This window comes from Sphingomonas echinoides ATCC 14820 (assembly GCF_000241465.1).
GTDB lineage: Bacteria > Pseudomonadota > Alphaproteobacteria > Sphingomonadales > Sphingomonadaceae > Sphingomonas > Sphingomonas echinoides.
Genome location: NZ_JH584235.1, coordinates 1,784,293 through 1,806,179 on the forward strand (window position 1 = coordinate 1,784,293; position 21,887 = coordinate 1,806,179).

The window sequence follows — 21,887 nt, forward strand, 5'->3', positions numbered from 1 at the left end:
ACACCCGACGGTCGGCGCGACCACCGCGCTCGGCGTGGGCACGACGGTCACCTACGCCAACACCGATAACGGCCCGGTGATCACGCCGAATATCGATCTCAACAACCCGGCGAACTTCGGCTGGAACGCGGGCTCCCGCGTCAACATCTCGGACGAGCGGCGCATCAACAAGACCAAGGGCGCGCGCGCCGATCTGACCTGGGGCGGCCCCAAGCTGAACCTCAAGGTCGGCGGTGCTTTTGACGACGTATCCCGCCTGATCCAGGGCTTCGACAACAGCCAGGCGTGGCAGAATGCGGTCTGCGGCAATAACCCGAGCGTCTTCGTCCCCTCACCGAACACACAGCCGTCGTGCGTCGGACTGAACGCACCCGGCGCGGCACCCGCCGGTTACCCGACCTATCCCGGCTATGGCACCGGATCGACTGCTGGGTTGTCCGGCCCGGTCACTTATGGCGGCTCACTCGTGCCCAATGCCGCCTTCCCGAGCTATCTGATCCCGGGACCGGCCGGTTTCGTCACGGTGGACTTCCCGAAATTCGCCAATGCGACCAACTATCAGTCGTTCCACGACAACGAACCCACCGTCGGCGCGGCCAACACCGGCGCAAGTGGCGGCTATATCCGCGAGGTTGTGAAGTCGGCCTTCGCGACGCTGAATGGTTCGCAGGAGCTTGGCGGCAACACCCTGCGCTTCAATGCCGGTCTGCGTTTCGTCGACACGATCCAGACGATCACGGGGACGGTGTCGCTGCCGGATCCGCGCAACACGCTGGCCGGCGGTGCTTCGCTGCCCGATGGCAGCCGGTATCCGAACATCTCGACGAGCGTGACCACGCGCAACGAATATCGCAACTGGCTGCCCGCCGCGACCTTCGCCTACGACATTGGCGCGCATGCCGTCGTCCGCGTCGCGGGGTCGCGCACCATGACCCGGCCCGACCCCTCGGCGCAGCTACCCGGCGTCAACTTCGGCGCACCCTCGGCCGACCAGGCAACGATCGGCAACCCCGCGCTCAAACCCTATCTGTCGACCAATCTCGATCTCGGCTTCGAATATTATACCGGTCGTGAAGGCGTGATCAGCGTCAACGCCTTCCGCAAGTCGATCACCGGCTTCACCACCACCAATATCACGACGGTGCCGTTCAGCTTCCTGGCGCAATATGGCATCACCTACGACACGCTGAACCCAACCCAGCAAATCGCGCTCAATTCGCGCGGCGGCCCAACCCAGGCGCAGGTCCAGCTTACGTCGCAGACCAACGTGCCCGACAAATTGACGATCAACGGCCTGGAATTCCAGTGGGTCCAGCCGCTCGATTTCCTGACCAAGCACATTGGCGTGACCGGCTTCGGCTTCAACGCCAATGCGACGATCGTCGACCAGACGAGCAAGGGCGCCGCGATCGCTTATGGCGTCGCCCCCTTCACCTACAATATCACGGGCTATTACGAGAAGCATGGCGTGATGTTGCGCGTCTCGACGACGTCCCGCCGCGGTTCGCAAAGCAGCGGTGCCGCGCAGAACGGCATCCCGGCTGCGGCGTTGTTCAACAATGACTATACGTCGTACGATTTCTCGTCAGCATTTGATCTCGACAAGATCTTTGGCATCAAGAATCTGCCGCAACTGACGGTAAACGTCGCGAACTTCACCGATGCGACGTTGAAATCCTATTTCCAGTTCAGCAACGACACCTTCACCCAGTATAAGCCGGGTCGACAGGTTCTGGTCGGGTTGCGCGGGACTTTCTAATCCCTCCTCGGGACCTCGGCGGGAGCGGCACGGCCGCTCCCGCCTTTTTTTGGGTGGGTAAAAGCTGCGGCGCGTCAGAAGTGGGGATCGAAGTTGAAATAGATCGGGTTCGACAGCGCGATCATCTTGCCGCTCAGCACGGTCGAAACCGGCACTTGCGGATAGGGGGTTTGCGGGCCTTCCACCTCGACCCGGTAATAGCTGCGCCCCTTTGCGGCGGGCGTGTCGGCGAAGCTTACGGCGTTGCTCGCCGGGTCGGTGTCAAAGGTGCCGAGCGGATCGCCATTCTTGATCACGCGAACGTGATAGACCGCACCGGCCACGCCACCGCCGACCAGACGCACCTGAAACGTGACCGGTTTGCCGGTCGGACGCGCATTGTCGCCCATCATCATGTCCATACGCCCGTCCCCGTCGAGATCGGCGCGCAGCTCGACGCGCGGGTCATAGGGATTGGCGCTGATCGACACGCGGCCGTTGGTCAGCGCATCGACCACGCCCTTGGCATTGCGCGTTTTCGCGAACACCCAGGTGGTTGGCGTGCCGACATAATTGGCGCTGCGCTCGCCCGTGTGGGACGTTTTCTGCTCGGGCGTGTCGGGCGTGCCGTGATGCGAATCGCTGCCGCCCCGCCCGGTCAGCTTGCGCCCCGATTTGAGCATGTCGTCCCAGATCAGAATCGCCGCGGCATTGTTTGGCCAGATCGCCGAATTCCACACTTCGAGCGAATCGAGCATGTCGAAGCTGAAGCCCCAATGGTCCTTGCCGGCGGGATGGTTGCCCGAAAGGTGGATGCCGAGCGCTTTCTTGACCGCGAGGGTCTTCGCGTCGCGCGCGTCGCGCACGTCGAACAGGCGCTGATGGTCGTACGGCTTGGCCGAGAAGACGTTGCCATGGCCGCGCTCGGTCGTCCATTCTGCGGCGTAGAGCAGGATTACCGACTTGGATTTGAATTCGGGGTCGCTCCAGGTGTGGTGCGCTACGTCACCGGCGACGTGATTGTCGTGATCGGTGATCGCGAGATAGTCGAACCCCGTATCCTCGGCGAATTTTATGATCTTCGCTTCGGGATTGTTGGTCGAATCCTGGCTGTGACGCGAGTGCAGGTGGAGATCGCCCTTGAGCCACTGGCCATCGGTCAGGCTGGCAACCGGCGCGATGCGCGGCGCATCGCCCGGAGCGGCCAGCAACGGCGTCTGCGCTATGACAAGCGCCAGCAGGGTGAGACCAACACGCACGGCAGGATCCTTTCGAAAAGCGAAAGCGGCGCGCAGCGTGAGGGCGTCACGCCGCGCACGCGCCTCAGAAGCGGTAGGTCAGCGACCCGCGATAGTTCCGTTGGTAGAGCGAGCTGCCGATATAGACCGGCTGTCCGGCCTGGCTGTTGTCGATCGTCCCCGCGCGCGGGTTGCCGTTGACCAGGCCGAACGCATTGGTGACGTTGGCCACGATCAGCCCGAATTGCAGCTTGGGCGTGATCTGGAATTGCGCGTCGAAATCGACCGACCAATAGGATGGCAGCCGGATCTGGTTGGCGACATCGGTATAGAGCGCACCAACATAATTGACGTCCGACTGGAGCCGCACCTTGCGGTCGAACAGCGTCAAACCGGGGGTGATGCGGAAGGTATTGTCGGGCACGCCGTTGACCTTGTGGTGCGAATAATCGGTCAGCACACCGGCGCTGTTGGTATAGACGAACTTGCTGAAGCGATTGTCCTGCCACGTCCAAGAGGCGTGCAGATCGAACCAGTCGGTCGGCCGCCACGTCCCTTCAATCTCGGTGCCGGTGGTCTTGGTATCGCCATAGACCGTGACCGGCGACAGCAGACCATTGGCGAGCTTCTGATAATCGCTGATCGCGTAGCTGTTATACACGGTGCGGAAGGCGGTCGCGTAGAGATCGACCTTGCCGCGCGAATATTTCACCCCGCCCTCAAGCATGTTGAGCGTCTGCACGACGGGGGTCGCATTGGCGTTGGTGATGAAGCTCGACACCGCCGGTAGCCGGAACGTGTCTGTATAGCGGGCGAACACCCCGAAGAACGAACGGACCTGATAATTGGCGGCGGCGGTCCAGCCGACATGATCGTATTTCCGCGAAAACGGCGTGAACACGCCGGTGCCGACGCCGACCGAATCATCGGCGCTGGTCGGGCTCTGGCCGAGATTGACCTTCTTGGTGCCTTCGACCTGCCCGCGGGTCTTGATCTGCTCGTAACGCACGCCGCCTTCGAGCCGGAACTTGCTGGTCAGCTGCCATTCGTCGCTGGCATAAGCGGCGATATTGTCCGAACTGCCGCTCGCATTGGCATATTCGGCACCATATTGAATGACGCCATTGTCGCTGATCTTGAACAGCTTGTTGCCCTTCGCATCGACGAGATAGGCATCAAGCACTTCGGCATGCGGCTTGACGTCCGTCAGCACGGCGGCGCTGAGCGCGTTATAATCTTCCTGCTCGCGCGCATAATAGACGCCGAACGCCAGGTTGTGCGTGCCGAACAGATCGACCTTGCCGACCAGACGGGTGTCGGTGATAAATTCGTCGAGCGGCACGGTGTGCGTGCGCGCGAGATCGATCAACGCCAGGCCGTTGCCGTTCTGCTTGGCAAGGTCGAACGCCGCGCCGCTGTCGCGATACACCAGCGCATAGCTGGTGCCCGCCGGGGGCTTGCCGAAGGCACCGGTTACCAACGCGCTGGCCGACGCGGCGACCGAGTAAGGCGTGATGCTGTTCCGCTGCGTCCAGCTCGTGCGATAGCGGACATTCTCCTCGACCTTGAAGCTGTCGGCAATGTCGTAATGCGCCTGGAAGCTCAGCTGGGTCAGCTTGACGCTGCTGCCAATGCCATTGTCGAACTTGACCGTACCGTTCGGCGTCAGGAAATTGAAATAGCGGGTGTCGGGCCCGACGACATTATCGACCTTATTGTCGAGGCCCACGACATTGCTGGGCGTGCCGTCGACATTGGCCTGATAGATGCCGCCGCCCCAATAGCCGACGCGCTCGTCGATCCGCTTGACGCCGAAGCTGATTCCGCCGCGATCAAACTCTTTGGACAGGTTGACGCGGAACTGGCCGCCGCGGTCCTGCGTGTAGCCCGAATTGTGCGGACCATCCGACGCCCGGTAATAGCCGCCGGCGAAGAAATGCCACCCGGTCGCGCCGATCGGGCCGCCGATCCACCCGTCGATCCGGTGCGAATTGTAGCTCGCCGCTTCGTAACGCGCGAGCGCTTCGAGCGTATCGCCGCCTTTTCGCGTGATGAAGTTGATCGCAGCGCCTGGCGCATTCGAATAGAAGATCGCCGACGGCCCACCGCGCACCACTTCGATCCGCTCGACGCTTTGGTCGATGCGCAGCGACTGGTCGCCATTGAGCCAGCCGAGACCCGGATCGCCCTGGATCGGGATGCCGTCCTCGAGCAGGGCGACCGTCTGGTAGCCGTCGCTCGGAATACCGCGCACGCGCACGCCGCCGGCGACTTCGCCCGAGGTCGGCGCACTATAGAAACCGGGCACTTGCTTGAGCGCCTCGGCAACGCCGATCGGGGCGCGGATGCGCAGATCCTGGTCCGAAATCGTCGAGATTGCGTAGCTCGTCTCGACCTTGCGCTGGCGCGACGTGCCCGCCCGACCGGTCACGACGATGTCATCCCCATCGGCGACACGCGTCTTATCCGGTTCCTCCTGCGTCGGCATAGCCTGATCGGCGGTTGCGTTGTGCTGCGCCAGCGCTGGCGTGGCGATCGCGGTGCCAGCCAGCAAGGTGGCGACCAGCGCCGATCGATGAACAAGGGAATGGATCATTGTGCGCCCCGATGATTCGTGTCGACGCGCATATGGTAGTCTTTGGTATCGTTTTTATGACAGGTCGCGAATTGTCCCGTCAGGCCTGGATCGACACGGCGAGGTCGGACGCCTCGGTGGCGGCGCGCGGCGGGGGCACCCTTCCCAAATCGGGGTGATAATAAAGCGAGCGAAAAATATAGGTCAGATCTTCAAAGACGTGTTCCCGCGAACCGGCCTCTTCCTTGAGCATTTCATCGACCGAATAGGCGATCTCGACCGCCAGCCGCGTACGTCGGTGGATCAGCTCGCGGGGGATGTCAGGCAGATAGGTTGCGTACACATCCGTCATCAGATCGGTGACGAAATGATGCGAGGCCAGGCGGATATGCGCGAGGCTCGGCACCGCGCGCAGCGCCCGCATGATCCAGATCGCGCCCGGCTGCTGCCCCGTGATCGCGTCCATTTCGCGGACAAGATCTTCGACATGGTCGACCAACGTATCGTATCCGGCATCCTGATAGCGGTCGATCCAGCGCGTCAGGGCTTCGTTCTGGCGCTGCATCAGTCGTTCCGCCAGCGCCTCGATCACGGCATATTTGTCATCGAAATATCGATAGAAAGCGGGGGAGGTCAGCTTGGCGCGCTGAACGATGAGGTTGCTCGAAATCCGCTCGATGCCAACTTCCTCCAGCAGCGATTCCGCGGCCGAGAGGAGGAGCTCATACGTCTTGCGCGACCGCTCCTGCATCGGCTTGCGATGATTGCTCAACCCATCTCTCCCGCCGCGCTCACCGGCCTGCGACCTTCTCACGATCGGACCGTAAGGGCAATGCGATATTGATAACTATCGTTTCCGGAGATTCAACCGCCGTCGGACCATGGGTGCGGAGGGCATCCGCAGCGGGCGCGACCTCCATTGCAGGATCGCCCGACGTCAACGGTATCGGTCAGGTGGTTACGCCATACTTGTTCAGCCGAAGCTCAAATTCTTCCTGCAACTCCGGCCAAGCGTCAAACGCTGGTTGAATAACCAGCAGCCCTATTTCGGCGAGCGCCGCTGCTATGCCTTTCCGAAGATCGGTATCTTCCGGCAGATTATGCTTCAAAATATCATACAACCGCACCAATTCACGGGAGGCAGCGGTCCCACCATTGGCCAAAATTCGAGCCATATCTTTATCCATATCGCCCTCTCGACCGCCTAGCGCCATCCTGCGGCTGCCCGTTATGTGGTTATATCTTTGAATTTATCCACGCCGCCTAGGCCCTGCCTGCATGCGTAGAGCAAGACCTTCCGCCCTATCAACGCCATCCGCAACAATAGCCGCTCATCTTTCCCGGTCCGCTGAACCCGCCAGCCACAGCATGCGCTGGTGGAAATCGAGCGGCGGGTCGACGTCGCGAAAACCGAGCTTAAGGTAGAGCGCCCGCGCACGAGCGTTGGAATGCGCGACATGCAAATCAAAGCCCTGGCCGCCCGCTGCGGCGAGCAAGGTCTTGGTCCAACGGAGCAAGGCCACGCCAAAACCGCGCTTGTTCGGCAGAAAACTCATCTCCAGCGCGTGCCACACGGGACCGTGACGATCGAGATAATAGCGCCCGATCGGTGCCACCGTATCGCCCTCCACGCGCTCGACGATCCAATAGTCGCCGCGCGGGAAGGCTTTCAGAAAATGGCGATGCTGCAGGTCGAACTGTTCGCGGATGATACGCTCGCGCGCCTCGGTGCCCCATGGCGCCAGCACGAAATCGGGCGCGCTGATCGCGCGGTGCAGCGCGCGGAGAAAGCCAAGATCGTCACGCCCCGCCGCCCGGAGCCGTACCCCCGCTGCCGCCAGCATCGGCGTCAGCGCGGGCGTCGTGGCGCGCGGATCGGGAAAACGCGGCAATGGGCGATCAATGCGCGTTTGAATGGTTGCGCCCGTCTTTGCAGGCTTTACCATTGCAGGGGCAATCGCAGTGGCGACAAAGCAACGCATAGGGGAAAGACAATGAAACTGCCGGCGGCGGAGGATTTTGAGCCTTGGGTGGGCAAAGCGGTGCGAGTGTTGACGGTGCCTGAACCCGTTGAAGTGCGGCTGCTGCAGATCGACCGCAAAAGCCATTTGGTCAACCACTTCCGCGAACCCTTTACGCTCATCTTCGAATCGCCCGAAACCGTCTATCTGCTCGATGAAACCTATGAGTTCGATTGTGGCAAGGGCGGCCCCTACCCCATTGCCATAAGCCAGTTACAGCCGAGGCCCGGACAGCCCCGACTGTATCAGGCGACCTTTTGTTAAGGGCGCGTCGGCCAAATGCCAGAAGTCGCGATGATGGTGAAGATGCCGATCGATGGCTGAATGTTGGGCACAGGGAAGTTGTTACCCGTTGAACCCGTGGTGACCGTTCCCTGCGGGGTGAAGGAACCACCCGTCACCGTGAGCCCGCCGATATTGACTGCGGTCGTGCCGGATCCGGCGGGCGCATACACTTTAACCGCGCCCGGGCCGCTATTGGGGAACCCGTTGCTAAGCTGACTTCCGGCAGCTGGAGCGTTCGTCACTTGCGTGGTCGTGGCTGCGGTCAGGACCGAGAGGGTGCCCGATGCCGTCGTCGCCCCTGCTGTTCCATGAAACACCGCCGTGTGGTTGTGCTGGGGCAGGTTGCTGAGGGTCAGCACGTTGTTTTCGTCACCGGTCGTTTCCCCAACAATATAGTTGGACAGGCCAGGCCCCTGGCCCGTGCCGACCATGACGCGACTGCGGACATCTGGAATGCCATAGGTGTTGACGCCGTCACCGCCGAAATTTGTGCCGAGCAGCGCAAACAGCGCTTGGTTTTGCGAAATCGGTAAAATCTGCCCGGCACATTGCAGCCAACCTAATGGTGCATAGGTGAAGCCGACCTGCATGATCTGGCCGATAAAAGGGTCGGACATACTGATTCTCCTTGTTTTGTTAAGATTATACAGGACAAGAAACAAAGGTACGCGACGCTACTTGAATCCGCTCGATACACTGCGGCCTGCAAATAATGCGACCAAGGCGGGTGTGTACGCAAGTGTAATGGGCGATACCGCGAAAATTTGAACGCAGATCGCGTATCATGGTGCGGTGCACCATGTAATGTCGCACATAAAGTCTATGAATATTAAGCGCTTTATACGCGCAGAGTGCGCTACACTGCGGAAATCCATCCGCGCCAATTGCGGATACGGGGCAAGCCGATCGGCCAGAAGACCGCCGACTTGCCCCGTTCCTGCTAGGGTCCGTCCGTAGGACCCCTTTTCACGTTAGAACTGGTAGGAAACCTTCATCGTCGCGGTGCGGCCCGAGTCCACGATCGACCCGATCGTCGAGCTGTTGCGCCCGATCGTGGCATAGTAGCTGCGTTGATTGGTCAGGTTCGACAAAGCAGCTTCGAGCTTGGCGCGGCCATAGCGATAGCCGACGTGCAGATCGAGCTGGCTGTTGGCGCGCACCCAGCCATCGAGGTCGCTCTTCCCGTCAATCACCGCATATTGGTACACATAGGACCCGATATAGCGATACGACAGATCGGCCTGGAACGTACCCAGCACATAGGACAATTGCGCGTTGCCGGTCAGGTTCGGCTGGTTGAGCAGACGTTCGTTGCTCGACAAGCCGCCCTTGGGATCGACGCTCGATCCTTCCAGCGTAACGTTCCCCGACAGGATGAAGTGGCCTGGAATGCTGGCCGCAGGATCAAGCACGGTCGAAGCAGCCAGTTCCAGCCCGTAGACATCGCCCGCGCCACCGTTGACCGGCTGCGAAATGGTGGTCGAGCCATTTTCCTTCGAGCTGGTGACATTGGTGAAGCTGTTCACCCGCGAATAAGTGAAGTTTTCGATGTGCTTGTAAAAGGCACTGATCGAGCCTGACGTTTTAGCGCTCGAAAACTCGGCGGACGCATCGACATTGGTGGAATCGAGCGCCTTCAGATTGGGGTTGCCCTTGGTAATCGAGGTGGTGCCGCCCGCTTCGGCACCGCCGCTGGAGCGATTGATGCGCTGGCCGCCGGCGAGTTGGAAGAAGGACGGCGCAACATATGACCGCGAGACCGACAGCCGATAGACGCTGCCCGAAGTTGGACGATAATTGAGCGCGAGGCTCGGCAATACCTTGTCATAGGTCGTTTTGCTCGAGGCGAAGTTGCCCGCAATTTCGGCACCGGTCCCGTCGGTTGGCAGCACCCAGAAGGTGTTGGTGATGCCGGTATGCTCATACCGCAGGCCCGCCAGGATTTCGGCGTGACCGGTCTCGAACGTCCCCATAGCGTAGAGCGAGGTGATCCGCTCATGCCCGGTTTGCGTGTTGCAATTCTGGTTGTTGACGTTCTTGATCGCGGGATTGGGATCATTGCAACTGTCATCGGCGGCGGCGAAGGAGCCGTAGGTCGCAAGGATCGCTTTGTTGAACACCTGGTCGAGCGCACCACGGTTGATCAAGGGCGCGGCGAAATTGTAAACTCCCGGAACGATCGATCCCACGGTGCCACCGAAGATGCCCAGGGTCGTCCAGTTCACCTCAGCGCCAGCCGCGTTGTATACGCGCGGTGTGTAATAATCGTTATAGGTGTGCTTGCGATACGCATCGCGATATTTGGCACCGAAGCTGATTGTCTTCAGGAAGCCGCTATCAACATCGATGTCCGCGTCGAACTTCGCCCCATATTTGCTCTGATGGCTGAATTCGGCCGAAAGATCGCCTGAGCGGCGCGCGTTATAATTGGCGATGTCGTTGATATAGGCATATTGCGCCGCCGACCCGATCAGCAGCGGGATGCCGTTCTGATAGGTGAACATGGTCGAGCCGCTATAGGGGATCGCGGTCCCGCTATTGGGCTTGCGCGCGGAAATTTCCTGATGGTCCGGCGCGTTATATTCGCCATAGCTGAAGAAGACATTGGGCTGCAGCGTCAGCTTGCCGAGCTTCAGCTTGCCGCCGAACTGCGCGGTCGCCAGCAACGCCTGTTCGGGCGAAGTGGTGAAGTAATAGCGTGGCCGGATCTGCCCGATGCTGGGGGCATATACACCGCTGGTGCCGATCTGGGTCTGGCCGACGCTGTCGCCGTAAATCTGCGCATAATAGGAATTCTGCGTGATCTCGTTCTGGGCATAGGTGCCGCGCAGATACCAGCTTTGGGTGTCGCTTGGGGTCCAATCGAGCGAGAGGCTGCCGCCGTAGCGCTGGTTGGTGCCCTGGGTGAACCCGGCATTCACCCCGGTGGAAGTGAGATTCTGCGCAGGCGACAGACCCGAGGCGCTGGTGCCGTCCTTATTCTGGCTTGCATAGGCCCATTGGCCGTTGGTCGCCGCCGGATAGACACCGTCGATGATGGTGTTGGTGAAGTTGGAGCGGTCATAATAACCGCCGACGTAAATGGTGAAGGCCTTCGACTCCCCAAAGCCGTGCGCGACTTCCAGCGAAGCAGTCTCACCGTCGGACTTCTGCCCATAATCGCGCGCGCGCGTGTTGATGCGACCGGTGACCGATACGTTGAGCGCCGAGCTATTCTCGAAATCCGCCGCAGTCGGCGTGCGGAAATCGATCGAGCCGCCAATCGCGCCGCCGTCTTCGGTGGCGAGGAAGGATTTGTTGACGACCACGCGGTGCATGCCGCTGGGCGGCAACAGGTTGAGCGGCACCTGGCGGCTGAACGGCATGCCCTGCGCGCCTTCGACGCCATTGATCAGGTTGATGTTATATTCGGCCGCCATCCCGCGCAGCGAGACGTAATTGCCCTGGCCGCGACCGGCGATATCGACGAACACGCTGTTGGTGTTGCCCTGGCCGCCGTTGAACACGGACACGCCGGGCAAGCGCGCGAGGGCTTCGGCAATGTTCACATCGGGGGCGCGCTCGATCGTCTCGGGCGACAGCACGGCGATCGCGTTGGGCGAGGCCACCTGTTCCTGCGCTGTGGTCTGCGCAACCTTGCGGTTGCCCGTGACGACGATGGTCTTGGTGCCCGTCGTCTCCGGCTCGGCATCGGTCGGCTTGGTGCTTTGCGCGTGCGCCATGATCGGCATCGCGAAGACCGATGCGATCAGCATGGATTTAAACGTAAAACGACAATGGTTCACAACGACCCCCAATGGATGATTTTTGGTCCGACCGACGTACAAAGCCGATCGGTCGGGGCCGCCTAACAGGGGGGTGTGTCAGCGCGGGTGCAACGCCGCGTCAGATTCGTTACGGTGTCGTTACAAAATAAATCATTCGTAAGGATGACGCCGCTTGTTTGCGAACCGCGTCCGGGCGGTGCCCTAACCGACGGCGTTTTGTTCCATCAACCGCGTCACTTCGGCCAAGGGGCAGAGACCGCGCTGCTTGATGGCGGCACGGATCCCACGACAGGACGGCAGGACCAAAATCCGATGCGCCGGTGCCTCGTTGCCGGAGAATGGGACGAGGTGCCGGATCTGCTGCGGATCGGCGGCTTCGAAGAAGAGCCGCACCCAGCGCCGCCCGCGCCGATCGTGCAGGACCTCAATCCCGAGCGCACCGCCCGGTGGCGGATCCCCAGCAGCATAGCCGCGCGCCGCCACGCGCACGCCGAGCATGGCCGATAGCGCCGCGACATTGGTGTCGTGGCCCATGAAGATACTCACTTTGGCCGCGCCAGGATCGCGCAGGGTCGCCGCGATCCGCAGCGCCAACGGCCCCGCGACCCGCGCCGCCATATAAGGCGTCCGCGCATAGACATCGAACAGCGCGGCATGGAGCGCACCCAGCCGTGTAACCGCGGCCGGACTGGTCCGCCCCCAGCCAACGTGCGACAGCGGCATCCCCTCCAGATATTCGAGCAGCAAGATCTGGGCGGTGCCGGAATAGCGGCGGATGGGTCCGGTCAGCGCGATATCGCGGCCGTCATCGGCGACGCGAACCTCGGCCGGCACGCCCGCCAGATCGCACGGCGCAGCACCCCGGTCGCAGCCGATGACATGGGCGATCTCGCGCAAGCCCGCGATATGGCGCGCGGTCATGGCGGCCACGCCACCGGTATAGGCCTGGATCGAGGCGAGCGCGGCCGCGCCGTCAAAGGGCAGCGGGCTGATATGCAGCGGTTCGAACAGCGGGTCGGTTTGCCCGTCCGCGAGATGGCCGATCGGCACGGCACATCCCGGTGCCAGGCCGTTGGCGAGCGCCGCGCCGCTGGCGATGGTGCGCGCGGCGGTGTTGGTCCAGATCGTCAGATCGCGCGGGCCCGGGCATTGCCCGCGCCACAGCCCGCTTTGCACGAACTGCCGTCTGCGCCACGCCCCGATCAGCCGCAGCGCTTCCGCACCGCGCGGGGTGAGCATGCTCGGGGCGACGGGCCAGGCCGGCATGGGGGCATGCGCAAGATCATCGATTGCCGCCTCCGTATCCAACGGTGCGCGCACGCCGTGGCGGTAGAGCAATACCACCTTTTCCACAGTGAACTGCGGACGGGCACGCGCGACGGCCGCGCCGCCTGCACCGAACAGAAGCGCAAGCGCGGCAATCGCCAGAGTCATGCCGCGCATCATGGCAGCCGCACCGTAAAGCCGAGATGCAGCGGATCGGGTGCGCCCGGATAATAATCCGTACTGATGATCTGCGCGCCCGACCGCAACGCCGCCTGGAACCGGCGATAGTCCCCGCGCCGCGCCTCGACCGTGTCGGAATCGGCGCGGGTGCGCACGATAAAGCCCTGCGCGACCGCCCGGCGAATGCGCTCTTCCTCCGCAACCGGATTTTGTATGTTGAGGATGGCGGCTTCCGCGTCGCCTTCGGGATAGGTGCCGAACATCGCGCGGCCGCGCAATGCGGCATGGCCATGCCGGTAGACGTCGAGCACGCGATCATTGGTGTCGAGCACCAGCAGCACCTTGCCCCGCGCCGCCGTCAGCCCCGGCCAGCCGCCGTGCAACACCGCCTCGCGCAAGGTCGGCCAAGGCCCACGCACCTGATCGGGCGTGATCAGGCGGGCGGACCCAAAAATCGCGCGCGCGCTTGCATCGATCGCCGCCAAAGCCTTTGCGTCGAAGGGCATTAACTGCGGCATGATTGGATTGTCGCCCTGCCCGTCGCTGGCATTGACCAGCACCGTGATCGGCGTGTGCCCCGGATGTGCCCGTGACCACGCCGCGACTTCAGCGAAACAGGCGTTGAGCGTCAGGCAGAGGCTGTGCCGGTCGACAAACGGCACATGCAACACTTTAGCACCGGGCCGACGCATCGCCGCAAAGCTGGCGGCGTCGCCAACATAAGGCGCGGCGAACAGACCGCCAAATGAGTCCGCAACCGGATCGAATTCGACTTGGCGCAGCCCGAGGTCGAGCTGCCGCGCAATCGGCGGATGGCCATATTCCACGCCCGGGGATTCGGCACCAAGGATGCGCCGCTGCTCTGCCAACGTCTGCTCGGTCAATTCGGGGCGATAGGAATTGTGCGAGCCAAGCACGCGCATCGCGTTGAGACGCTGGTCCGGTGCCTGCGCGGCAACCGGTCCGATCGCGCACAACGCCGCCAGCAAAGCAGCAACGAGTCTAAACACTATCATGCACCTTCTCGTTGACAGCTTCCCACCGGGCGGCGGGCGCTTGGATAAGCCCCGCCGCTGTCACCACACGGCAATGACGTCGCCATGACAGGTGCCTTTTAAAAATACGCCGCGCCATCGCATGGCTCGGCCGCAGTCAGAACTGCTGGCGCACCGTCAGCCCGGCGGACCGTGGCAGGCCGATCGTGCCGAAATAGGCCCCATACAGGGTCGCCCCGCCAAGCGGATAGCTCTCAAGGTGACGGATATCGGCCAGGTTCTTGACCCACAGCTGCACGGTGGTCCCGGAATGGTCGCTCGTCCAACCGAGCTGCGCGTTGGCGATGCCGACATTTCCCAACCGCGAATAACGGCTGTTGTCGATATTGCCGAAATAGGATGACCGGTATCCATAGTCGAACCCGATCGACGCCAGCCCGATCGCCCGCACATGACGGCTATACTGTGCCGATGCGTTCACGATCCAGCGGGGCGCATCCGCCAACGGAGCACCGCTCAAATCACAAGCGGTCGCGCCCGCCGCCTCGGGCGGGCACGGGGCGGTGCGATAGCTATCATAGTGCGCATCATTATACGCCGCCGTCATGGCAAGGTCGAAGGCCGGTGCTGCCCGCCAACGCGCCTCCACTTCCACGCCCCGCGTCGACACGCGCCCGACATTCGTCAGGATCGCCCCGAACAAGCGATTGAGCGTCGCCTGATAATCGCCGATGCGCGTATAAAAAAGCGCAAGGTCGACATGGAGCTGCCCACGCAACGCGGTGGATTTCAGGCCAAGCTCGAAGCTGTCGGCATGCTCGGGCCGCACGATCTGATCGTCCTGCGCCGTCGCGACAATCGGATTGATCCCGCCAGCCTTGGTCCCGCGCGCATAGCTTGCATACAGATGGAGGTCGGGAGACCAGGCATAGCTAAGCGCGAACGTGCCCGAGGGATCGACTTCCTCAACCGCCAGCGCCTGATGATAGCTTGGCTGCGCGGCATTGGCCGGACGATCGATCACGCCGGATTTGCGCTCATACGTGCCGCGCACACCGAGCGTCAGCGCGAGCTTGGGATCGAGGTGCCAGGTGCCCTGCACAAACGCCGCGGCACTTTGCGCGTTCAGGTCGGATTCGGTCGAGCTGGTGGTGCCATTAAAGGCAGCGAGAAAGGGCGGCGGGGCGATCGTATTGCCCAGGAAATTCGCCGCTTTCCCGGCAAAGACAAGGCGCAGCGCCGATTGCAGCGATTGCCGGAAATAATACACCCCCGCCGTCACATCGATCTTGCCGCCGCTCCGATTGGCGATGCGAAGCTCCTGGCTGAATTGCCAGTCGTCGGTCGGCACGGCGGCGTTGGCATAGGCGTCTGCGCTCGACAGATCCCCGTCAAAGCCCGCGCGATAATGCCATTCGCGATAGCCGGTGATGGCGGTAACCTCGGCCGCGCCCAGATCATAAACCAGATTGGCAGTGATCCCGCCTTGGTGAACGCGCACAAATGTGGGGGCATTCACGCTGGTCCGATAGGCGTCGCCACCCAGCACCGCACTGCCGCCAGCAGCGACCACGCGCGCCACATAGGTCGCCGATGGTGGCCCGAACGAGCCCGCGACCAGGCTGCAGCAACTGTCCTGCTCTTCATGATAGTCCGCGATCAGGCGCAGCCGAAGGCGCGCGGTCGGCTCGATCAGAAACTGGAGGCGAGCCCCGGTCCGATCGGTGCCATTCAGAGGACTGGGGTTGTCGATCCGGTTGATCCACCCGCGCTGCCCGGTGTGGTACACCGACACGCGCGCCGCGAGCACATCGTCGATCAGCCCGGTCGATACCGTTCCGCGCAGCTGCCCATAGGCATTCGTTCCCCCCGATAGGTCGGCACTCCCCTCGGGCGTGAAGGTCGGCGCTTTGGAGGTGATCACGATTGCCCCCGCCGTCGTGTTCTTGCCGAACACGGTGCCCTGGGGTCCGCGCAGAATTTCGACAGCGTCGATGTCCGCCAGATCATAGGCGGCCATGCCAGGCCGCCCGAGATATACGCCATCGACGAAAATCCCGACAGCGGGTTCCAGTCCATCGCTAGCCGGATTGCGACCGATACCGCGGATTGAGACGTAGTTTCCGCGCGGGTTGAAATAGCTGATGTTCAGGCTGGGGGAGAGCTGTTTGAGGTCCTCAATCTGGTAAAGCCTGCGGCGATCGAGCGCTTCTCCTGTGACCTTGGTAAGCGCCACCGGGACATCCTCGGCCTTTTCGTCGCGTTTGCGCGCCGTCACGACGATGTCGACCTGCCGCTCGGCCGCCAAGGCATCGGTCGCGCCACAGGCCGCGAACAGGCGGCACGCACCCGCCAGCAGCAGCAATCTCTGCGTGTTTGTGCCGCCCGCCATTCGCTTTGAGTCTCGCCCCCGCGCCACGCATCATAACGGTGGCCTCCGGGGTGCGAAAGGGCGCGACCGGCGCTCGCCATATGTCGTCCCTAAGAGGCACCACAAATCGATTGACTGTCACCTCCTTTATGTTAGTTATACTAACATGGAGTTGGCATCACCACCCCGATGAGTCGTTCGACACGGTCAGGGTAGTGCCGCCGCACATAAGCGGAGGCTGAGACATGTTCGACGAGGTAAGCGCGCGCGACGATGCAGATACGCCTGTCGATGGCGACAGCGCATCACGCCAACCCGACGTCGATCCGCTCGGGCTGCTGCTCTTGCGGGTGCGTCACGGCGACCAACGCGCCTTCAAACGGGTCTATGACATGACCGCGCCGCGCCTCTTGTCCAAAGCACTGTCAATCCTCTCGACGCGCGACACGGCGGAAGACGTGCTCCAGGAAACCTATGTCCGGATCTGGCGCAATATCGCGCAGTTCGATCCGGCGCGCGGCAGCGCAGCGACGTGGATCCTGCGCATACTCCGCAACGCGGCGATCGACCGACTTCGGCACGATCGAACGATCGCCCGCTACCAGACCACCACCGACGCCCTGCCCGACCTGCCCATCGCGCCGGAGCCGGTCACCGACCGCATCGATCTCGACCGGGCACTGGCCCGGATTTCGCCCGAGCAACGCGCGTCGATCTGCCGCGTCGTCGTCCATGGCTGGACGCATGACGAAGTCGGCAAGCTGGACGGCGTGCCGACCCCCACCGCCAAGGCCCGTGTGCAGCGCGGCCTTCGCCGCTTGCATGCCGCCCTCACCGACCTTCCCCCGGACGCAAGGGTGGCAAATGCGGCGGAAAAGGCGCTAGCATGATCGGTGCTTTCGACCGCGATACTGGCAGGTTTGGTAGAGAATGACGAACGACGCCGCCAAGGCACCGTATCAAAGCCCGCTCCGCGCGCGCCTGAAAGAGCAAACGTCGCTCATCATCCTCGAAGCGGTCGGCTCGGTTATCCGCGATGCCGATCTCGCAGCGGTGAGCATCGCCGAAGTGGCACGCGTCGCCGAAGTGACCGAACAGACCGTTTACCGGCATTACCGCACGCGCGACGAATTGATCCGCGCCTTTATCAAATGGCATTTGGAACGCGCGGTCGGCGGGCCCGAAATCCAGCTTCCGCGAACGATCGACGAACTGCTCGCGTGGTTGGAAGGGCGGTATCGCGCCTGGGAACAGGATGGACAGATTGTCAGCGAGACGTATCTCTCGGCAATCGGGCGCGAGCTGCGCAAGCCACTGTACGACCTTGGCTATCAAAACCTAAACCGGATGCTCAGCAACGAACATCCCGAACTGAGCGATGCGATGCGCAATTACGTGGCGTCGGCGATGCTGACGCTGATGAGCACCGAGAATTTCGTCTTCCTTCGCTACAACCTCGGATATGACGCGCATGCGGTGCATGGCAGCGTGGTCAACGCCATCAACGCCATCCGCCGTGGCCTCGAGCCGGATCTGCCCGCCGACTATATTTGAGCAGGGCTCCGCTCATCCGTTCGCGGACTTGGTAAGCCGCGCCTCGATCGCCGCCCACACGTCCGGCGATGGCAGCTCGGACGCGGCCTCCTCTCGCCCCGTCGCAGCGGGCGAGACCAGCGAATCGAGTACGGCACGGTAACCGTCAACAAGATCTCGAAACACGGCATCGTCGATCAACCGATCCTTTGCCCGGTTGAGCAAAGGTTCCCGCAACACCCCCAAAACAAAATCCAGCGCCAGCGCCTGTTCCGGTAAAAGAGACGTCGCATTCCTGAACGACGGGATCGCCATATGGCCAGGCATGATTTGCTTTTCCATCACGCCATACGCCATCTATATTTGGTAATTTTCAACAAAATTTAAAGCGACCTCGGCAATAGGATGTTCAGCGACGGCGGAGACATCACGCTTCCGAAGCTGGGGACGAAAATACGGGGAGCATCGCTCCCCGTATTCCGGACAAACGCACACACCGCCGGACGCTCCCGTATCGGGGGAAGCGGTTGCGTCCGCCCGGTATGCGCCCCGATCACAAATGCCGATCCCCGGGGTTGGGACAGATCGGCAATGTCAGGCCGACATGGCTGACGCTTTTTCTACGGAAGTCCTCGGGCGTTTGGATGCATGCCCGCGGAAATTTCGCGGCTACCGCCAACACCCGCCCAAAAAATTGCGAAGCCTGTGCATCCACGGTCAGTGCGCGGCCGTAATGAGGGCATCGGCGGGCAGATTTCTAAGATCCTGCTTCCTCCGGTCGCACAGATGACGTGTGCGTTCCTCAGCATCTTTAGACTTACTGCCTGAACATTTCATCATCCTGCAACATTGAAGGATTTTTTCATGAACAAGACCATTCTTGCTTCGATCATGCTTGCCACGGCAAGCGTTGCCGGCGTCGCTACCGCTGCAATGGCGATGCCCGCGCCGGTCACCGTTGGCGGTGCGCCAATGTATGCCAACAAGAACATCATCCAGAATGCGGTGAATTCGAAGGATCACACCACGCTGGTCGCCGCAGTGAAGGCCGCCGGTCTGGTCGAGACGCTGTCGGGCCCCGGTCCGTTCACGGTGTTCGCGCCCACCAACGCCGCCTTCGCCAAGCTGCCCGCCGCCACCGTTCCGACGCTGCTGAAGCCCGAAAACAAGGGCCAGCTCACCTCGGTCCTCACCTATCACGTGCTGCCGGGCAAGCTGTCGGCCACCGCGCTGCGCGCGAAGATCAAGGCCGGCAATGGCCGCGCAATGTTCAAGACGGTCCAGGGTGAGGAACTGACCTTCACCATGGCGGGCCGCCGTCTCCAGATCACCGATTCCAAGGGTGGCACATCGACGATCACGATCGCCGACGTCAACCAGAGCAATGGGGTGATCCACGTCGTCGACGCAGTGCTACTCCCGTAAGGCATTGCTCCGACCTGGGGGGAGGCCAACCTCCTGCGCTTCCCCCCAGTTTTCTTCATTCGATGGCGCAGGATCCTGACATGACAGCGCGCAGCCTCGCCAGACCACGCCGTGTGACCATCCACCCGCTGATCGTGCGGCTGTGCCACTGGATCAACGCGGTTGCGATGATCGTGATGATCCTGAGCGGCTGGGCGATCCACAATGCGGACCCAATCGCGCCATTCGTCTTCCCCAACGCTATCACGCTCGGCGGCGGGTTGATCGGCGGGTTGCAATGGCATTTCGCGGCGATGTGGGTGCTGTTCGTCAACGGCATCCTGTACCTGGTCTATGGTTTCGTAAGCGGCAGGTTTGCGCGCAAACTTCGCCCGATCAGCCTGCGCGATGCAGTCGTCGATGGGATCGCCGCGCTGCGCCGTCGGCTCGGTCATGCCGATCTGTCGGTCTATAACGGGGTGCAACGCCTGCTGTATGCCGGTGTGATCGCGCTCGGCGTGCTGGTCGTGGCTAGCGGCCTGTCGATTTGGAAACCGGTGCAGTTCGGCTGGCTGACTTGGCTGTTCGGCGATTTCGATGTCGCCCGCATCGTCCATTTCGCGGCGATGAGCGGCATCGTTCTCTTCTTGCTTGTCCATGTTGCGATGTCGCTGCTGGTGCCGCGCAGCCTGCTCGCGATGATCCGGGGGGCGTAAGCCATGAACGACGAAACCCGCTATATCCTGAGCGACGCCGCGCGCGGCCTCGATGTGCCGACGCGGCGGCTGTTCCTGCGCAACGCGCTGGGGCTTGGCACGCTTGCGATGCTGAGCGGCTGCGACGTGGTGGACGGCCTGAGCGCCGAGCGCGTGCTCGGCGCGATGTCGGACTTCAACGACCGCGCGCAGGCCTGGCTGTTCAACCCCAATACGCTCGCGCGCGAATATCCCGCGCGGATGATCACCCGCCCGTTTCCGTTCAATTCCTTCTACACGCCCAATTCGCCCGATCTGGCCCCGCGGATCGACCCGCGCGAGTTCCTGCTCAACGTCACCGGGCTGGTCGAGCGCAAGGACGATTGGACGCTGCGCCAACTCTATGCGTTGCCGCGCTTCACCCAGATCACGCGCCACGTCTGCATCGAAGGCTGGAGCGCGATCGGCAAATGGACGGGCGTGCGCTTTTCCGATTTTCTGGCGCGGGTCGGGGCGGATCGGCACGCGAAATACGTCACCTTCCGCTGCGACGACAATTATACCACCTCGATCGACATGGCGACCGCGCTCCATCCGCAAACCCAGCTCTGCTTCTGGATGAATGACGCGGTGTTGCCCCGCCAGCACGGCTTCCCGATGAAGTTGCGCGTGCCAACGAAGCTTGGCTTCAAGAACCCCAAGCACATTGGCGAGATCGCGATCGGCAATGACTATACCGGCGGCTATTGGGAGACGTACGGCTATAACTGGTTCAGCGGGCTCTGAGCCAAAGCCCGCGATCAGGCCGGGCGCACGACCAGAATGTGGAACGTGCCCGGCAGCATCGCCGGTCGCCCACCGCCGGCCGGGGCGGGTACGAACTTCGCGCTTGGCAAATAGAGCGTGCCGGTTTTGGGATCGAGCGCGCCGGTGCGGGCCCCCACTTCGGTCTTGACCGTGCCGACATGCGCAACCGCTGCGCCCGACAGCGAAAGAATATCGAGCACGCCATCCTTACCGCAGGGGATGAACGCCAACTGCCGCACTTCATCCAGGATGACCGCATCTGGCCCCGCGCCGATCGCGATCAAGCTCGTCAACGTGCGCGTCGCGACATCGACGACCGCCGCTTTGCCATTGGCGCACGCCGCGATGAGGCGGTTGTGGGGCCTGTCATAAGCAAGGCCGGTCGGCGCGTCGCAGCCGGGCAGCGCAATCGCTGAACCCGCCACCCCGCGCGCGACATCGACCGTCTCGATCTCATTGGCTTCTTCATTGTTGATGAACAGCGTCCCGTCCGCCGCGAACGCTGCATATTCGAGCGCGGGTTTGACGGTGATGGTTTGGGTCAGCTTGGCCGTGGCAAGGTCGATCACCGACACGGTGCCGCTGGTCGCGTTCATCACATAGGCATGCGTCTTCGTGGGATCGAGGATCGCCGCGTCGGGCTTCTTGCCGACGGTGATCGTGGCACTCTCGGTGCCCGTGGCTGGGTCGAGCACGCGCACGGTGCCATCGGTCCCGCTGGTCACCAGCAGCGCGCCGCCCGGCAGCGGCACCGCCGCATGGCCGCGCTGAACGTTTCCGATCGACGAAACCTTGCCCGTTGCCAGATCGACCACCGTAACGCTCGCGCCGCGTGCGACATAAAGGTGCGTGCCGTCATCGTCGGTCCGCGCATAATCCCACGGCCCGTCCGGCCCCGCAATCGCAGCGGCGACGGTATAGCGCGGCGCGGCGGCGGCCCCTCCCGCCAAGGGCAAAGCAAGGGCAACGAACGCGGCAAGAAGCGATTGAGGACGCATGGCGGTCTCCACGA

At 62.4% G+C, this 21,887-nt stretch carries 19 protein-coding genes; 7 read left to right on the plus strand and 12 right to left on the minus strand.

All coding sequences use genetic code 11. The annotated features are described in order from the left end of the window. On the plus strand, nucleotides 1-1,759 hold a 1,759-nt coding region (locus ON00_RS08395; protein WP_010404899.1), incomplete at its 5' end, for a TonB-dependent receptor domain-containing protein. A gap of 74 nt (nucleotides 1,760-1,833) precedes the next feature. Here the strand turns inward: ON00_RS08395 and ON00_RS08400 are convergent. From ON00_RS08400 to ON00_RS08420, 5 genes are all read right to left on the minus strand, one after another. After that, complete coding sequence (locus tag ON00_RS08400; protein WP_010404900.1) at nucleotides 1,834-2,997, minus strand: CehA/McbA family metallohydrolase; 1,164 nt, start codon at nucleotides 2,995-2,997, stop codon at nucleotides 1,834-1,836. A gap of 64 nt (nucleotides 2,998-3,061) precedes the next feature. Next, on the minus strand, nucleotides 3,062-5,572 hold the full coding sequence (locus ON00_RS08405; RefSeq protein WP_010404902.1) for a TonB-dependent receptor: 2,511 nt from the start codon (nucleotides 5,570-5,572) through the stop codon (nucleotides 3,062-3,064). A gap of 79 nt (nucleotides 5,573-5,651) precedes the next feature. Further along, nucleotides 5,652-6,323 carry a TetR/AcrR family transcriptional regulator gene (locus tag ON00_RS08410; RefSeq protein ID WP_010404904.1) on the minus strand — a complete coding sequence of 224 codons (672 nt, stop codon included), beginning with the start codon at nucleotides 6,321-6,323 and terminating at the stop codon, nucleotides 5,652-5,654. Nucleotides 6,324-6,501: 178 nt separating this feature from the next. Next, the gene (locus ON00_RS20555) at nucleotides 6,502-6,738 is read right to left on the minus strand and encodes a hypothetical protein (RefSeq protein WP_154651302.1); all 237 of its coding nucleotides are present in this window, start codon (nucleotides 6,736-6,738) and stop codon (nucleotides 6,502-6,504) included. 144 nt (nucleotides 6,739-6,882) lie between these two features. Next, entirely contained in the window at nucleotides 6,883-7,443 is a 561-nt protein-coding gene (locus ON00_RS08420; protein WP_211207119.1) for a GNAT family N-acetyltransferase, read from the minus strand. A gap of 102 nt (nucleotides 7,444-7,545) precedes the next feature. Here ON00_RS08420 and ON00_RS08425 point away from each other — a divergent pair, with 102 nt between their 5' ends. After that, on the plus strand, nucleotides 7,546-7,836 hold the full coding sequence (locus ON00_RS08425; RefSeq protein WP_010404912.1) for a DUF6916 family protein: 291 nt from the start codon (nucleotides 7,546-7,548) through the stop codon (nucleotides 7,834-7,836). Here ON00_RS08425 and ON00_RS08430 read toward each other — a convergent pair. The 5 genes from ON00_RS08430 to ON00_RS08450 form a co-directional block, all read right to left on the minus strand. Continuing rightward, nucleotides 7,833-8,474 (minus strand): phage tail protein, encoded by a 642-nt coding sequence (locus ON00_RS08430; RefSeq protein ID WP_010404914.1) that lies wholly within the window; start codon nucleotides 8,472-8,474, stop codon nucleotides 7,833-7,835. The genes ON00_RS08425 and ON00_RS08430 overlap by 4 nt on opposite strands. A gap of 354 nt (nucleotides 8,475-8,828) precedes the next feature. Continuing rightward, nucleotides 8,829-11,612 carry a TonB-dependent receptor gene (locus tag ON00_RS08435; RefSeq protein WP_010404915.1) on the minus strand — a complete coding sequence of 928 codons (2,784 nt, stop codon included), beginning with the start codon at nucleotides 11,610-11,612 and terminating at the stop codon, nucleotides 8,829-8,831. Nucleotides 11,613-11,825: 213 nt separating this feature from the next. Then, on the minus strand, nucleotides 11,826-13,058 hold the full coding sequence (locus tag ON00_RS08440; protein WP_040601973.1) for a histidine-type phosphatase: 1,233 nt from the start codon (nucleotides 13,056-13,058) through the stop codon (nucleotides 11,826-11,828). 8 nt (nucleotides 13,059-13,066) lie between these two features. After that, nucleotides 13,067-14,086, minus strand: a complete 1,020-nt coding sequence (locus tag ON00_RS08445) for a Ca2+-dependent phosphoinositide-specific phospholipase C (protein ID WP_010404919.1) — start codon at nucleotides 14,084-14,086, stop codon at nucleotides 13,067-13,069. 136 nt (nucleotides 14,087-14,222) lie between these two features. Continuing rightward, a complete protein-coding gene (locus ON00_RS08450; protein WP_010404920.1) occupies nucleotides 14,223-16,457 on the minus strand; it encodes a TonB-dependent receptor in 2,235 nt (744 codons plus the stop codon). A 224-nt stretch (nucleotides 16,458-16,681) separates the two neighbouring features. Here ON00_RS08450 and ON00_RS08455 point away from each other — a divergent pair, with 224 nt between their 5' ends. Further along, on the plus strand, nucleotides 16,682-17,326 hold the full coding sequence (locus ON00_RS08455) for an RNA polymerase sigma factor (protein WP_010404921.1): 645 nt from the start codon (nucleotides 16,682-16,684) through the stop codon (nucleotides 17,324-17,326). Between the two features lie 40 nt (nucleotides 17,327-17,366). Continuing rightward, nucleotides 17,367-17,990 (plus strand): TetR/AcrR family transcriptional regulator, encoded by a 624-nt coding sequence (locus ON00_RS08460; RefSeq protein WP_010404922.1) that lies wholly within the window; start codon nucleotides 17,367-17,369, stop codon nucleotides 17,988-17,990. Nucleotides 17,991-18,002: 12 nt separating this feature from the next. On the opposite strand, the gene ON00_RS08465 is transcribed toward ON00_RS08460, so the two are convergent. After that, complete coding sequence (locus ON00_RS08465; protein ID WP_010404924.1) at nucleotides 18,003-18,326, minus strand: hypothetical protein; 324 nt, start codon at nucleotides 18,324-18,326, stop codon at nucleotides 18,003-18,005. Between the two features lie 507 nt (nucleotides 18,327-18,833). On the opposite strand from ON00_RS08465, the gene ON00_RS08470 reads away from it, so the two are divergent. From ON00_RS08470 to ON00_RS08480, 3 genes are all read left to right on the plus strand, one after another. Continuing rightward, complete coding sequence (locus ON00_RS08470; RefSeq protein WP_010404927.1) at nucleotides 18,834-19,394, plus strand: fasciclin domain-containing protein; 561 nt, start codon at nucleotides 18,834-18,836, stop codon at nucleotides 19,392-19,394. A gap of 80 nt (nucleotides 19,395-19,474) precedes the next feature. Beyond that, nucleotides 19,475-20,089 (plus strand): cytochrome b/b6 domain-containing protein, encoded by a 615-nt coding sequence (locus tag ON00_RS08475; RefSeq protein WP_010404929.1) that lies wholly within the window; start codon nucleotides 19,475-19,477, stop codon nucleotides 20,087-20,089. A gap of 3 nt (nucleotides 20,090-20,092) precedes the next feature. Beyond that, nucleotides 20,093-20,854, plus strand: coding sequence for a molybdopterin-dependent oxidoreductase (locus ON00_RS08480; RefSeq protein ID WP_010404932.1), 762 nt, complete (start codon nucleotides 20,093-20,095; stop codon nucleotides 20,852-20,854). Between the two features lie 14 nt (nucleotides 20,855-20,868). Here the strand turns inward: ON00_RS08480 and ON00_RS08485 are convergent, their stop codons facing one another. Further along, complete coding sequence (locus ON00_RS08485) at nucleotides 20,869-21,873, minus strand: YncE family protein (protein WP_010404934.1); 1,005 nt, start codon at nucleotides 21,871-21,873, stop codon at nucleotides 20,869-20,871. Between the last annotated feature and the right edge of the window lie 14 nt (nucleotides 21,874-21,887).